Source organism: Gottfriedia acidiceleris, from assembly GCF_036421055.1.
Classification (GTDB): Bacteria; Bacillota; Bacilli; order Bacillales; family Bacillaceae_G; genus Gottfriedia; species Gottfriedia acidiceleris_C.
In genome coordinates this window covers 434,413-449,133 of record NZ_JAZGQS010000001.1, presented here as the reverse complement: position 1 = coordinate 449,133, position 14,721 = coordinate 434,413, and the positions used below count along the sequence as shown (strand labels likewise).

Annotated in this window: 14 protein-coding genes; 3 read left to right on the top strand and 11 right to left on the bottom strand. The window is 32.5% G+C overall.

Features of this window, described 5'->3' with window-relative positions:
- Window positions 1-224 precede the first annotated feature (224 nt).
- From parC to RAH41_RS02090, 6 genes are all read right to left on the bottom strand, one after another.
- Window positions 225-2,657 (bottom strand): DNA topoisomerase IV subunit A, encoded by a 2,433-nt coding sequence (gene parC, locus RAH41_RS02115; protein ID WP_331220270.1) that lies wholly within the window; start codon window positions 2,655-2,657, stop codon window positions 225-227.
- The gene (gene parE, locus RAH41_RS02110; RefSeq protein WP_331220269.1) at window positions 2,657-4,630 is read right to left on the bottom strand and encodes a DNA topoisomerase IV subunit B; all 1,974 of its coding nucleotides are present in this window, start codon (window positions 4,628-4,630) and stop codon (window positions 2,657-2,659) included. Before parE ends, parC begins: the two co-directional genes overlap by 1 nt.
- Window positions 4,631-5,169: 539 nt before the next feature.
- Window positions 5,170-5,580 carry a CoA-binding protein gene (locus RAH41_RS02105; RefSeq protein ID WP_331220268.1) on the bottom strand — a complete coding sequence of 137 codons (411 nt, stop codon included), beginning with the start codon at window positions 5,578-5,580 and terminating at the stop codon, window positions 5,170-5,172.
- Between the two features lie 96 nt (window positions 5,581-5,676).
- Entirely contained in the window at window positions 5,677-6,870 is a 1,194-nt protein-coding gene (locus tag RAH41_RS02100; protein WP_331220267.1) for a S1C family serine protease, read from the bottom strand.
- Window positions 6,871-6,951: 81 nt separating this feature from the next.
- Window positions 6,952-8,742 (bottom strand): sensor histidine kinase, encoded by a 1,791-nt coding sequence (locus tag RAH41_RS02095; RefSeq protein WP_331220266.1) that lies wholly within the window; start codon window positions 8,740-8,742, stop codon window positions 6,952-6,954.
- 3 nt (window positions 8,743-8,745) lie between these two features.
- Window positions 8,746-9,420, bottom strand: coding sequence for a response regulator transcription factor (locus RAH41_RS02090; protein WP_331220265.1), 675 nt, complete (start codon window positions 9,418-9,420; stop codon window positions 8,746-8,748).
- Window positions 9,421-9,596: 176 nt separating this feature from the next.
- Between RAH41_RS02090 and plsY the strand changes: the two genes are divergently transcribed.
- Window positions 9,597-10,199, top strand: coding sequence for a glycerol-3-phosphate 1-O-acyltransferase PlsY (plsY, locus tag RAH41_RS02085; RefSeq protein ID WP_069032376.1), 603 nt, complete (start codon window positions 9,597-9,599; stop codon window positions 10,197-10,199).
- Window positions 10,200-10,292: 93 nt separating this feature from the next.
- On the opposite strand, the gene RAH41_RS02080 is transcribed toward plsY, so the two are convergent.
- Window positions 10,293-10,715 (bottom strand): thioesterase family protein, encoded by a 423-nt coding sequence (locus RAH41_RS02080; RefSeq protein WP_331220264.1) that lies wholly within the window; start codon window positions 10,713-10,715, stop codon window positions 10,293-10,295.
- A gap of 279 nt (window positions 10,716-10,994) precedes the next feature.
- Here RAH41_RS02080 and RAH41_RS02075 point away from each other — a divergent pair, with 279 nt between their 5' ends.
- Entirely contained in the window at window positions 10,995-11,888 is an 894-nt protein-coding gene (locus RAH41_RS02075) for a prohibitin family protein (RefSeq protein WP_331220263.1), read from the top strand.
- A gap of 148 nt (window positions 11,889-12,036) precedes the next feature.
- Window positions 12,037-13,323: a glycosyl hydrolase family 18 protein gene (locus RAH41_RS02070; RefSeq protein ID WP_331220262.1), complete on the top strand. Its 1,287-nt coding sequence runs from the start codon at window positions 12,037-12,039 to the stop codon at window positions 13,321-13,323.
- Between the two features lie 52 nt (window positions 13,324-13,375).
- On the opposite strand, the gene tlp is transcribed toward RAH41_RS02070, so the two are convergent.
- The 4 genes from tlp to RAH41_RS02050 form a co-directional block, all read right to left on the bottom strand.
- Window positions 13,376-13,603: a small acid-soluble spore protein Tlp gene (gene tlp / locus RAH41_RS02065; RefSeq protein ID WP_331220261.1), complete on the bottom strand. Its 228-nt coding sequence runs from the start codon at window positions 13,601-13,603 to the stop codon at window positions 13,376-13,378.
- A 45-nt stretch (window positions 13,604-13,648) separates the two neighbouring features.
- Window positions 13,649-13,789, bottom strand: a complete 141-nt coding sequence (locus RAH41_RS02060; protein ID WP_056476763.1) for an acid-soluble spore protein N — start codon at window positions 13,787-13,789, stop codon at window positions 13,649-13,651.
- A gap of 143 nt (window positions 13,790-13,932) precedes the next feature.
- Window positions 13,933-14,070, bottom strand: a complete 138-nt coding sequence (locus tag RAH41_RS02055; protein WP_082459651.1) for an FbpB family small basic protein — start codon at window positions 14,068-14,070, stop codon at window positions 13,933-13,935.
- Window positions 14,071-14,142: 72 nt separating this feature from the next.
- On the bottom strand, window positions 14,143-14,694 hold the full coding sequence (locus tag RAH41_RS02050; RefSeq protein WP_331220257.1) for a TlpA disulfide reductase family protein: 552 nt from the start codon (window positions 14,692-14,694) through the stop codon (window positions 14,143-14,145).
- Between the last annotated feature and the right edge of the window lie 27 nt (window positions 14,695-14,721).

The following is a 14,721-nucleotide window of genomic DNA, read 5'->3' as shown; positions in this document are numbered from 1 at the left end:
CAAAATATTTCGACAATTCTGTCGATTCCTTGTTATTTTAGGTAATTATTCCCATTAAATAATTATTAAAAACCTTTTTTCCTTATTCTCGAAATATAAAATTAAAAGATTTCAATATATTTTACTAGGTTAATCTTTAAAAAATATTTTCTTAGTATCATTTTACGTTTTTCGACAAATTCGACAAAAAAACCTATTCCAAAAAGCTTGGAATAGGCCTAATTTTAATTATTTTCTTCTTTTTTATATCGAATGATCGTCTTTATTTCTCCAGAATCATCTGTATCCATAACAAACGAGCCATTACTATATTGATCACTATTTCTTAAATCAGTTGGGTCAACAGTCTCAAATTGACCAGATTTACTTAATAAAGCAAACATATCTTTTTCATTTATTGCGTATACCCCAATTAATAAATGAGGATTATTTTTTAAATCTCGAAGTACTTTAACTCCTCGTGTACCCCTAGAACTTTGAGGGATTGTATCGAGTTTCATTTTTTTAATTGCCCCTCGATGTGTTGCACAAAAAATTTCCTTCACGTCATTACTAATCGTGTCTGCAGAAACTACAAAATCATGATCCTTTAAGTTAATTCCTTTAACTCCACCAGCTCTTAATCCTTGAATACTAATCTCTTCAACCTTAAATAACAATGTGTACCCTGAACTTGTAGCCAATAAAACTTGATCAGTTTCTGAAGTGACACCAGCAAAAATTAAGGAATCATCAGACTTAATTGACATACCGACAAGTGGTTTAGAATAACGTTGTACTTTTAATTGTTGTATACTTGTACGTTTTACAACACCATTTTTTGTGACAAATAAAATATAATCTCTATTTTCTTCAAAATTATTGACGACCGTAGCAGAAAGAATTGCTTCATCTCGATCAATAGGAATAATATTAGCAACATGTTGCCCCATATCTTTCCATCTGATATCCTGCATTTCATGAATTGGTAAATATAAATAGTTACCTTTTGACGTAAATAAAATTAGCGTATCCGTCGTTGTGCTTTCTATTTGATAAATTAAACGGTCGCCTTCTTTCATTCCGTAATCTTTCCCATTAGAAGCTGAAAAAGATCTTGGACTTGTTCGTTTAACATATCCTTCACTTGTAACAGTGACAATGACATCTTCTTGAGCGATTATATCTTCTCTAGAAATTTTAATTTCTTCAATCTCTTTTTGAATTGTTGAACGTCTGTCGTCTGCATATTTTAACTTAATTTTCTTTAAGTCTGTTTTGATAACTGACAATAATTTTGCTTCACTGTTTAAAATTGCTTCTAGCTGTTTGATCTTTTTATCTAGCTCATCTGCTTCTTCTTGTAATGCAGTAATATCAGTATTTGTTAAACGATATAACTGTAACATAACAATTGCTTCCGCTTGTTGTTCAGTAAACTCAAATTGAGCGATTAACTTATCTTTTGCATCGCGTTTATCATTTGCAGAACGAATAGTTGTAATCACTTCATCTAAAATCGATAAAGCCTTCATTAAACCTTCTACAACATGTTGGCGAGCTTTTGCTTTTCTTAAATCAAAATTTGAACGATTTGTAATGACTTCTTTTTGATGTTCAATATAAGCATCAAGAATTGCCGGTAATGACATCTGTTTTGGTGTACGATTATAAATCGCAACCATATTGAAGTTATAAGGTATTTGAAGCTCCGTATTTTTATATAAATAATTTAAAATCGCTTCGTTATTGGCATCTTTTTTTAGTTCAATGACAATACGTAGTCCAGTACGATCTGTTTCATCACGCACTTCCGTAATGCCATCTACTTTTCGATCAAGACGAACCTCGTCTATTTTCTTTACTAAATTCGCTTTATTCACTTCTGAAGGAATTTCTGTAATGATTAAAGCCTGTTTACCACCACGTAAGTCCTCCGTATGAACACGGCTTCGAATAATGATTTTTCCTTTTCCTGTTTCATAAGCTTTTTTGATTCCATCTACACCTTGAATAATCCCTCCAGTAGCAAAATCAGGACCATGGATTACGGTCATTAAATCATCTACTGTACAGTTTTTATTTTCAATTCGCATAATCGTGGCATCGATTACTTCTCCAAGGTGGTGCGATGGAATTTCAGTTGCATAACCAGCAGAGATTCCAGTACTACCGTTGACTAGTAAATTTGGAAACATTGATGGTAAAACAACAGGCTCCATACTCGTATCGTCAAAGTTTGGCACAAAATCAACTGTTTCTTTGTCAATATCTCTTAATAGTTCACTTGCAATTGCTGATAACCTAGCTTCTGTATAACGCATAGCTGCTGGAGGGTCTCCATCAATACTACCGTTATTTCCGTGCATTTGAATTAATACATTTCTTAATTTCCAATCTTGACTTAATCTTACCATCGCATCATAAACAGAAGTATCACCATGAGGATGGTAATTACCAATTACATTTCCGACTGTTTTAGCAGATTTACGATAAGGCTTGTCTTGCGTATTTCCTTCAACGTGCATTGAATACAAAATACGACGCTGAACTGGCTTTAATCCGTCACGAGCATCAGGTAATGCTCGTTCTTGAATAATATACTTACTATATCGACCAAAACGGTCACCGATTATATCTTCTAAAGGGATATTATATAATTTTTCCGATGATTGCATCAGACATTGCTCCCTTCTGAATCTACTTCAACTTGCTCATTGTTTAAAATTTTATCCTCTTCATCTAAATCAAATACTACATTCGATTCAATCCACTTACGTCTAGGTTCAACTTTATCACCCATTAAAGTAGTTACACGACGATCTGCTCTTGCAGCATCATCAATTTTCACGCGAATAAGTGTTCTCGTTTCAGGGTCCATCGTTGTTTCCCAAAGTTGGTCTGCATTCATCTCACCAAGTCCTTTGTAACGCTGAATCATATACCCTTTACCAACTTTTTTGATTGCATCTTGTAAGTCTACCTCTGACCAAGCGTATTCAATTACTTCTTTTTTTCCAGAACCTTTACTTACTTTGAATAAAGGAGGTAAGGCAATATAAACTTTACCAGCCTCTACTAATGGCTTCATATAACGGTAAAAGAATGTTAGTAAAAGTACTTGAATATGCGCTCCATCGGTATCCGCATCGGTCATAATAACGATTTTGTCATAGTTAACATCTTCTATATCAAAATCACTACCTACTCCTGCACCAATCGCATGAATAATCGTATTAATCTCTTCATTTTTCATTATGTCAGCAAGTTTTGCCTTCTCGGTATTGATCACCTTACCGCGCAAGGGCAATATTGCTTGGAAACGTCGATCACGACCTTGTTTAGCACTTCCACCAGCTGAATCACCCTCAACTAGGTATAATTCATTTTTCTGTGGGTTACGTGACTGTGCAGGTGTGAGCTTACCGCTTAATGAAGTTTCTGAGCGTTTTCTCTTTTTACCACTTCTTGCTTCTTCACGTGCTTTTCTTGCAGCTTCTCTAGCTTGAAAAGCTTTTATAGATTTCTTTACTAATGAAGTTGCAATGTCTGGATTTTCTTCTAGAAAATAAGCTAATTGATCCGAAACAACTGAATCAACAGCTGATCTTGCTTCACTAGTACCTAATTTACCTTTTGTTTGTCCTTCAAATTGAAGTAGCTCTTCAGGAATTCGTACAGATACAATTGCAGCTAATCCCTCTCTAATATCCGCTCCATCTAGATTTTTATCTTTTTCTTTTAAGAGACTTACTTTTCTTGCATATTCATTAAATGCTCTTGTTAAAGCGGTTTTTGCACCAACTTCGTGTGTACCACCATCTTTTGTACGAACATTATTTACGAAAGAAAGCATTGTTTCCGAGTATCCGTCATTAAATTGGAACGAAAATTCAACCTCTATTTTATTTTGTAATCCTTCAAAGAATACAACAGGATGTAGCGCTTCTTTTTCTTCGTTTAAATACGATACAAATGCTTCGATACCGTTTTCATAATAAAACTCTTCAAACGCATCATGTCGTTCATCTTTAATTGTTATTTTTAATCCTTTTAATAAAAATGCTGACTCTCTAAGTCTTTCACATAAAGTATCAAAGTTAAAATTTGTAGTGCTAAAAATAGTTGGATCTGGTTTAAAATGGATTGTTGTACCAGTTCGTCTTGTCTTACCAACAATTTCTAATGAAGTTACTGCTTTACCTCCATCTTCAAAACGTTGCTTGTAAATTGTTCCTTCACGGTGAATTTCAACTGTTAACCATTCTGATAAAGCATTTACTACTGATGCACCAACGCCATGTAGACCGCCACTTGTTTTGTAACCGCCTTGTCCAAATTTACCACCTGCGTGTAATACAGTTAAAATAATTTCGGGAGTTGGTTTTCCCATTTTGTGCATTCCAGTAGGCATCCCACGACCATGGTCTTTTACGCTTAAGCTATTATCTTTATGAATAACCACATCTATTTGAGTCCCGTGACCAGCTAATGCTTCATCTACAGAGTTATCTACGATTTCATAAACTAAATGGTGCAGACCTCTACTATCTGTGCTGCCAATATACATTCCAGGTCGTTTACGTACAGCTTCTAAACCTTCTAGTACCTGTATCGCATCTTCGTTATATGTTGTTTCATTCTTTGCCAACACCATTTCTCCTTTCTAACTAAACACTTACATAAGAACATCCGTTCCATTATATCATAGTATAAATAAAATGTTTCTTCTAATCGTTCATGTTAATGGTTTTTTTCCTAACTTACAAGTCGAACATGAAAAAAAATATCGGAAAACTTCATAAAAAACTGGATTTTAGAATCAAGAAAAACAAGGTTTAAGTTGAAAATTGATAAAATAAATAAACAAAACTCAAATTTAAAGATCATACAAAGTGGCTTTTTAATTACTTATTTATTTTTATGCATGTCGAACGATTCCTCGACATACCCTAATTTTCTAATCCCTACTCGATCTTCCGTTAAAAAAACTCACTGATTAACAGTGAGCCAGATTAAAAACAATTTTAAAAATTTCATCTTCAGACTGATTGCAAGCGCTTAAATTTCGAGTCACGAATACTGGAGATGACCTAAGTACCCTTTTCGGTATATCAACATCACAGTTAAAGCAACGAAGAAAACGAGCGTCTAAAAGCCAGTCCGAAAACAGTGAGCTTTTTTAACGGCCTATCTTGTCATTGCATGCTCAACTTTAATACAACGATCCATAATGACCGTTTTACCATTTTCCTTTAACAATTGATATGCTTCTTCGTTTTCGATTCCAAGTTGTGCAAAGAAAACATCGCAATCAATTTTTAGAAACTCTTCTGCTACAGGTAATAGGTGTTCAGGTCTTCTAAATACATTTACAATATCGACTTTTTCTTTTATGTCTGTTAGACTCGCTACTGCTTTTTCTCCTAATACAGTATCAACCGTTGGGTTTACTGGAATAATTTTATACCCAGCATCTTGCATTGCCTTGCTTACCATATAAGACGTTTTAGACGGGTCTTTTGATAATCCAACAACAGCAATTACTTTACTTGATTTTAAAATCTTGCCAATTTCTTCTCTTGATGGGTATTTACTCATTTGCTAATCACCCTTTCTTTATAAAATAAGCGAAAAGATAACTTTTCGCTTATTTATTATTCTTTTATCATATTTCCTAAGTCAATTACCTGTCAATCATTGACTAGATGCTAATGTTAATGTTGAATTCATTAATTTACCACTACGGTAATAAGTAACTTTTAATTTATCTCCAACTTTTTTGTGTGAATAGAGGTATTCTCTGATCGAAATTACGTCACTTACTGGTTTGTCATCAAGTGCAACGATAACGTCTAATTGTTTCATTCCAACTTTCGCAGCAGGAGTATTTGGGTCAACATGCGTAACTACGGCACCTTTCGTAACAGAACCAGGTAATTTTAATGTTTCTTCAATATTAAATTGCGGTATTTCATTAAGTGATTTTAAGCCTACACCCATTACAGGACGAGTGACTTCACCAAATTTTTCGATTTGATCTAAAGCTGGTTTTGCAATATTCATTGGAATCGCAAATCCAATTCCTTCAACAGCTTGTTCGGCAATTTTACTTGAATTAATCCCGATTACTTCACCTTTAGCATTGATTAAAGCACCACCACTATTACCAGGATTAATCGCAGCATCTGTTTGAATTACTTGAGTTTGGTAATCTGCAACTCCATCTCCATCGATATCTTGTGGTATTTCTCGAGCTTTACTACTTATAATTCCTTCTGTTACTGTACTTTCTAAAAATCCAAGGGGATTTCCAATTGCAATAGCCGTTTCACCTACGTTAATTTTTTCTGAATCACCTAATTTAGCGATATTCGTAACATATTTTGCATCAATTGCTACAACAGCTAAATCTAATAATTCATCTGTTCCAACAAGTTTAGCATCTATTAATTGACCGTCTGCCATCTTAACTTTTAATTGTTTTGCACCAGCAACAACGTGGTTATTTGTCGCTACTAAAGCTTTATTTCCTACTTTTTTATAAACTACCCCAGAACCAGATCCTGCTTCTTCAGTTTCCATTGAAAATGGATTTGATGATTGATAATTATTTACTCCTACTACAAATTTACGTGCATTTTGAATTGTAGTTGTCAAATCTTCGCGTGATACATTAATAACTTGTGTTGGTACTGTATTCGTATCATTTGATAAGTTTGCAGGTTTATTTGTTAAATTAAAAATATCTGGGGATACGATTGAAATCGTTACAGCTCCAATTATCGCTCCAATAAAACCTGTAACTAGTGGATACCCCCCACGTCTACTTCTCTTTTGCCTTTTAGGATTATTTTCATCGTATAAATCTGTTTCATCATAATATCCCATAATTCATTCCTCCAATATGTAGGTATCTTTGATTGATATTAATTTAACCCACTCATGTGTATTTGCTGTGAACTTTTTGATTTAATTTAAATATTTTTTCAAATTAAAAATAAATTCAACTCCATCTTCCTTATTATGAACTTTTATAGATGAATGATGTAAGTCAAGGATCGTTTTTACGATTGCTAAACCTAAACCTGTTCCACCATTTTGTCTATTTCTTGATTCATCAATTCGATAGAAGCGATCCCAAATTTTATCAATTTTATCAGCAGGGATTGGATTACCTTCATTAAAAATAGCGATATTTACATAATCCCCTTCATCTAATAAATTCATTTCTATGACACTACCTGGGTTACCATAATGGATAGCATTTGAAAGGATATTAATGAGTACTTGTTCTATTTTTCTTTTTTCTCCTATTACGAGCGTATCTTCATCTAAATTAAAATTGAAATGGTATTGAATATTACTATTTTCAAACATGCGAATAATCACATTTTCTATACAATCCACAATTAAGAAAGGTTCACTTTTAAGTGTGTATGTTCCTGATTGAAGTTTGGAAAGTTCAAGCATATCGACAACTAAACCGTTCATCCGGTCAACTTCTTCAAGGATTACATCTGCATAATAACCATTTTTTTCAATATTTAATCCATCTTTTAAACCTTCTGCATAACTTTGCACGATACTCAAAGGAGTTTTTAGCTCATGAGATACTCCACTAATAAACTCTTTTCTTATTTGTTCTAACTGTTTTTCTTTTTCAATATCTTTCATTAATTTAACATTTGCCTGCTGTAAATTTTCAATCGTACTAGCTAAATTCTCGGATAATGAATTAATTGATTTGGATAATTGGCCAATTTCATCATCAGATTGAATATCAATTTTCTCGTTAAAATTTAACTTTGCTAATTGATTTGTTACAGAATTCATTTTCAATAATGGCTTCGTTATTAATTTCGAATAGTAAAAAGATACAATCACAATCAATAGTAAAGCAATAATAAATGCGTATAGATAAAAATCTTTTAGTACGTACATTGCTTCATTTACTGGTTGAAGAGATGTAATGGCAAAAATAACTTCTTTTGAACCTTTATTCGTAGTAATTGGGTAAATAAAAACTTTATTTTCTAATCCATTTGCTCGGTCTAAATAGCGATAAATTAATGGGAAATCCTGCTTCGTATAGTTAGAAAAATCTTCATTACTCTTTGTCCAATCAGATATTGCACCCATTAATGAGTTCATTTGAGCTGAATACGTATATTGATTTGCAATCGGTAAATGTAAATTAACAACTTTCCCTTTAATTTCAATATTCACCATTTCCTGAAGACTATTTTTAGATGACAATTGAACCGTGTTAGCCGGCTGATTTTCCTCTTGCCAAACACCCATATTCGTTTTTATATAGAGTGGAAAAAAATAATCATCTTGAACATAACCTCTGATTGTAATCCTTGAATTTTCTTTAATATTAAGTCCTAAAATGCTGTCTATTTGATCCGAATATAATAGATTATTTAAAGGTACATATACCTTCTTTCCATCATTTGTGAGTACGGTTAAATCAAAATTATTCTCAGCTTTTAGGACCCCTCTTTTATCTAAAACGGCTAAAGTTGTATTGTATTTCGAATATAGTTTGGATAGTTCTTGTTGAAACTGATTGTTGTTAAATTTACCCGCTTTATACCCATTAGCAAACTGTGTTAGTTCTTCTGTTACAATATTTACTTTCTTATTCGTATAAAACGATTGCAGAAAGATTGATTGTCCAACAAATACAATTACTAAAAAAATAACTAGTAATAACGTTATGGATAAAAAAAGTTTACGGACTATACTATTTTTCATCATCTACTCCTCAAACTTATAGCCTACTCTAATAACTGTTGCTATATGCTTTGCTTTGTCTCCCAATTTATGTCTCAGTTTTTTTATATGTGTATCTACAGTTCTTCCATCACCAAAATAATCAAAGCCCCAAATATTATTTAATAATTGATCTCTTGTTAATACGATGCCTTTATTATCTATTAAATAACATAATAATTCGAACTCTTTATTCGTGAGTTGTAATAACTCATTATTAATTGAAGCAGTCCTTGATGATGTATTGATTGTAATGCCACAAATCGTTTTAGTATCTTTATCGTCTTCTTTTAAATCAGCCGTTCTTCTAAGGACACTTTTTGCTTTTGCTACTAGAATTTTAGGACTGAATGGCTTTGTCACATATTCATCTGTTCCAATATCAAAACCAAGTAATTGATCTTCTTCTTCTGAGCGAGCAGTTGTCATAATGATTGGAATGCTTGATTGCTCCCTAATTAGCTTACAAACTTCCCATCCTTCTAATTTAGGTAGCATTAAATCTAAAATAATTAAATCTACTTGATTTTCGTTAAATTTCTTTATGCCTTCTTCTCCATCTTCTGCTTCGATTACTGTAAATTGATCATTTTCAAAATACTCTTTTACGATTTCTCTTAACCTTTTTTCATCTTCAATAATTAAAACTGTCGGGTTCATATTTTTTTCCTTCCATAAAAATTGATAGATATAAGCATTTCTACCTAAAATAAAATGTCCTTTGTTTCCTCATTTGAATTAATATTCTAAAGCAACTATCTATATATTCGCTTAAAATTATGATAAAATCATATGATACTGCACTAATTTATTATTGTTTGAAAAGGAGCTAGAAAATGAGTTTGGTCATTATTGTACTAGCCTATTTAATCGGATCTGTACCATTCGGTTTAGTAGTTGGAAAAATATTTTACGGAGTAGATATCCGTCAACACGGTAGCGGTAATCTTGGTGCGACAAATACATTCCGCACATTAGGTAAAAAAGCAGGTATTATTGTAACACTTGGAGATATTTTAAAGGGAACTCTAGCAGCTTCATTACCTGTATTATTCCATTATCATGGAATTCACCCTTTAATTATCGGCCTAGTTGCTGTTATTGGTCATATGTATCCAATATTTGCCGGTTTTAGAGGTGGTAAAGCGGTAGCAACCTCTGCAGGGATTTTATTATATGCATCGCCACTACTTTTTGTCTGCTTAATCATTATCTTCGCTATTAGTTTAAAAACAACAAAATACGTTTCACTTTCGTCAATGTTAACAGCTTTTTTAGGTACAATTTTAGCTTTTATAATGGAATACACTGGACTAATTAAAGACAATGGATACATAATAACTTATATTTTGATTGTACTTACAATCTTTGTCGTATATAAACATCGTCCAAATATAAAAAGAATTAAAGACAAAACAGAACCAAAAGTAAAATTTTAAAAGCAAGAGATACTTAAGATTAGAGATTGAAGATTAAAATCTTCCCTCTCTAATCTTTTATTTTTGTAGCTCTTGATTTCTTTATCTATCCCTTTATTCCTGCTCCATCGCCTTCTCATATGCTTCATACCAATCAGGGAACACTTTCTTAAATTTAATCGGTCTAAATGTTTCTTTATGAACAACGACATGTGTTGAATTTCCTATACAACAAATATCGCCTTCCTCATTAAGGATTTCATATTCATAGATCACTTTAAGTGGTGTGAGTGATTTAATTTTTGTTTTTACTGTAGCAGTCTGTCCATATCGAAGACTCTTCTTATATGAAACATTCAAATCAATCACTGGAGAAATAACACCTTGTGATTCCATTTCTGCATAATTAAAGCCCAAATCCTTTATTAATTGGGTACGTCCAATTTCAAACCATACTAAATAATTTGCATGGTAAACAACACCCATTGCATCCGTTTCTGCATATCTTACTTCAACTAATTTTTCTGAAATAAACATAAAGTCACCTCTTATTCTTCTACAGAATACTTTACCAAAAAATTAATAATTGTTCTATTTTTTAACTTATCCTAAATGTTATAATTTTCTTATAAAATACTAATGGTTTTTTAACATTAGTTAGGAGGTCGATCTTCTTGAAGGTACTAGTGGGCTCAATCTTAATCATCCTTCTTTTTTTATTCGGAGTGTGGCTTCTTCTTTCTCCAACATTTGAAAAAATTGGAGAGAAATCCGTGAAAGTAAAAAATATTTTAAAGGATAAGGGGGAAAAAAATAATGGAAATTCGTCCAAATGAAAAAAAGACTACATTTTTCAATCGTAAACTAATTGGAGGAATCATCGCGGGTATAGCACTGATCTTAATCGCAACAATTCCCACATTCTTCATTGAAAAAATAACACCTGGTTATGTAGGGGTTGTCTATTCACCAAATGGAGGAATACAGAAAAATACATTATCACAAGGTTGGAATTTCGTTGGTTTATTCGATAAAGTTACCGAATATCCTGTCCGTCTTCGAACTGTAGAATATAAAGACGTTGCATTAGCTACTTCAGATGGTAAAAGAATCGAAATGGATTTATCATATACATATAAAATAGATCCTTCTAAAGTAGTATCAATGTTTAATGAGTTTGGACCTGTGTCGATCGAAGAAATAGAGGATACATATTTAAAGAAACGTTTACAAGATGCAGCTCGAATTGCCGTATCAAAATACACAGTTTTGCAATTATACGGTGAGAAATCAAGTAATGCCTCAGCTGATATTGAAACAATTTATAAAGACGATGTAAAAGTACTTGGTTTTTTTGTTGAAAATTTAACATTAGGAACACCAAAACCAGACGCAAAAACGCAAGATGCCATTGATGCTCGTGTACAAGCTGCTCAAGAAAATGATCGTAAAAAAATTGAACTAGAAACGGCTAAGATTGAAGCAGAAAAGAAAAAAGTAGAAGCAAAGGCTGATGCTGATTCACAACTAATCCGAGCACAAGGTCAAGCAAAAGCGAACCAAGTAATCCAACAAACGTTGACCAATGAATTAATTGAATACAAAAAAGCAGAGAAATGGGATGGTAAACTCCCTACTGTCTCAGGCAGTAACTCAAATATCATTCAATTCCCGCTTGATCCAAATAGTGAGAAAGAATCAAAAAAATAAATATTTGTCCTAAAAACCTAGCTTTGGCTAGGTTTTTTATGTTCAAAATCAATTTCGATTTGCTTTTCCACCTATTCTCTTCTAATCCAAACTCTTCGGCATATATTTAATAGAGACGAATATCTACGTTTAATGAAAGGAGATAAACTTGATGCAAATTCATGTTGTAAAAAGTGGAGAAACAGTAATGAGTATTGCAGATTTTTATGGAGTTGAACGCCAAGCACTCATTAATTCAAATGCTCTTGTAGCTCCTTATAAAATAATAAAAGGTCAATCGCTTGTTGTACCAACTACAGGAAACGAATATTTTGTTCAACCCGGTGATAACTTACATGATTTAGCTCTAACCTATGGTGTAACATCAAGTCAGATTGCAACTTTAAGTGGTATTAGTCCATATGCTTCATTAAATATCGGCCAAAAGCTACATCTTCCACCACGAAAAAAAAGAAATATCGAATCAATTGGCTATTTACAACCTACTTCAAACCCAATTAAACCAGCACTTGAAGAATCGGCTCGAACTGAAAGTAAGTTTTTAACTTATTTAGCGCATTTTAGCTTTGATGCAAAAAGAGATGGGACACTATCAGAACCACCGCTTGGAAACATTCCTCAAATTGCTAGGGATAATCGCTGTATTTATATGATGGTTGTCTCTAATCTTGAAAATGGACAGTTTTCAACATCACTTGCAACCGATATATTACAAAGTCCAGCTGTTCAAGATAAACTAATAAATACAATTATTAGTACTGCTAATAAATATGGATTTAGAGAAGTAAATATAGACTTTGAAGATGTTGCTTCAACTGATCGTGTAGCTTATATTAATTTTTTAAATAAAGTAAAATCAAGGCTGCCTCAAGGATTTATTTTAAGTGCTACTTTAATCCCAAAAACAAGTTCAAACCAAAAAGGTAGATTTTACGAAGCTCATGATTATGCTAACATAGGTAAAGTAGTAGACTTCGTTGTCATCATGACATATGATTGGGGCTGGCAAGGCGGTCCTCCTATGGCCGTATCACCAATTGATCAAGTTCGTAAAGTAATCAACTATGCGAAAACGGTCATTCCTGTACCAAAAATTGTAATGGGTCAAAATTTATATGGATTTGACTGGAAAGTTCCATTTAAACAAGGTACGATGGCTAAAGCATTAAGTGCTGAGGCAGCTACAAATTTAGCAATTCAAATGACAAACGAAATCCTTTTTGATAACAGAGCTAGAGCACCTCATTTCCGATATACAGAATCAAATGGTCAAAAACATGAAGTTTGGTTCGAAGATGCAAGATCAATTCAAGCCAAGTTTAACTTAATAAAAGAAGAGAAAATACGTGGGATATCGTATTGGAAATTAGGATTACCTTTTATTCAAAATTGGGAACTTCTTGAAGCTAATTTTAATGTAGTTAAAAGAGCATAAAGAAAAGCTAGGTATTTATGAGGCTAACTCTAAATACCTAGCTTATTTTTAATCAGTCATTTGTATTATTAAATGCTTGCTCGTCTCTTAGTTCACTTTCTAATGCTGATAATGACTCCTCGCGACGTTGATTTTTAGCTAATGCATTTTGACGATCCTGTTCATTCCCGAATTTCATTGAAGCTTCTGCTTTGTTCATATTTTCCTTCGTATTATTAATCATATCTTGGATTTTACTTGCATTATCACTACGATCATCTGGCTTTGGTGTATGTTCCATAAAAATAACACTCCGTTTCATCATTATATTTTTGTTTTTTTAATTTTACCCGTTATCTACGATTGGTTGTTTACCAGTAGGATCTTTATACTGCATTTGTTTACCCTTATTCCCACCAGCTGCTTTGTTTTGAGTACCTATATGATTTGGTACAAAATCTTTAGGATGTTTTTTTGGATTTCCCATTTTATCGCCCCCTAGCGATAGTATGAGTTTTGTTGCTGTAATTATGTAATAGGAAATTAAAAAATGATCAATTTTGACAACAAAAAAAGAAGGAAATAATTCCTTCTCTTGTATAAATAAGATTCGATTTTCAAAGTGACTAATTACTCAGCTTTAGCTTTTCTTTCTAAACGTTCTTCTAGTCGATCATATATTTTATTCAAAGCTTCTTCATCATTTAATAGAGAATTTTTATTTTCAAGAATTAATTCTTGAAACGACTTATGTCTTTTCTTTCTCAAAACACTCACCTCTTCTTTTTATGTTAGTATTGCCAAAAAAAAGAGTTTTCTTACATTTTAGTAAATTTTTTCTTATTTTAAAAATGCATTTAATTGTTTTTCAGTCAATGGTCCAATTTGCTTAAAAACTACTTCTCCATTCGGATTAATAAAGTATGTAGTTGGGATTGAAATCACGCCATATTTACGAAAATTATCACCGTTTTCATCAATTAAAATACGATAATTCATACTGTTTTTATTAACAAAGTTTTTGATAAAATTTAAATCCTTTTTCTCGCCAATATAATCCGCAACACCGATCATTTCAATATCCTTATGCTGTTGATGGAATTTCTCTAATGCTGGTATCTCATCTTGACAAGGAGGGCACCAAGTAGCCCAGAAGTTTAAGATTACTTTCTTACCTTTAAATGAAGATAAATTAACCTTCTTTTCATCTAAAGTCATCAATTGTATATCTGGTGCCTGCTGTCCAACTTGAACACCTAATTTTTGAATTGATGCAATATAAGCATCATTATTATTACTGACTTTTTTCTCTTCTTCTTTTTTCTCATATAATTGAAAAATTGAATATCCTAATGCTACTAATAGTATCAGCAAAGGAATTACTTTTTTCATACAAATCACCCTTTTAATGAACTATCT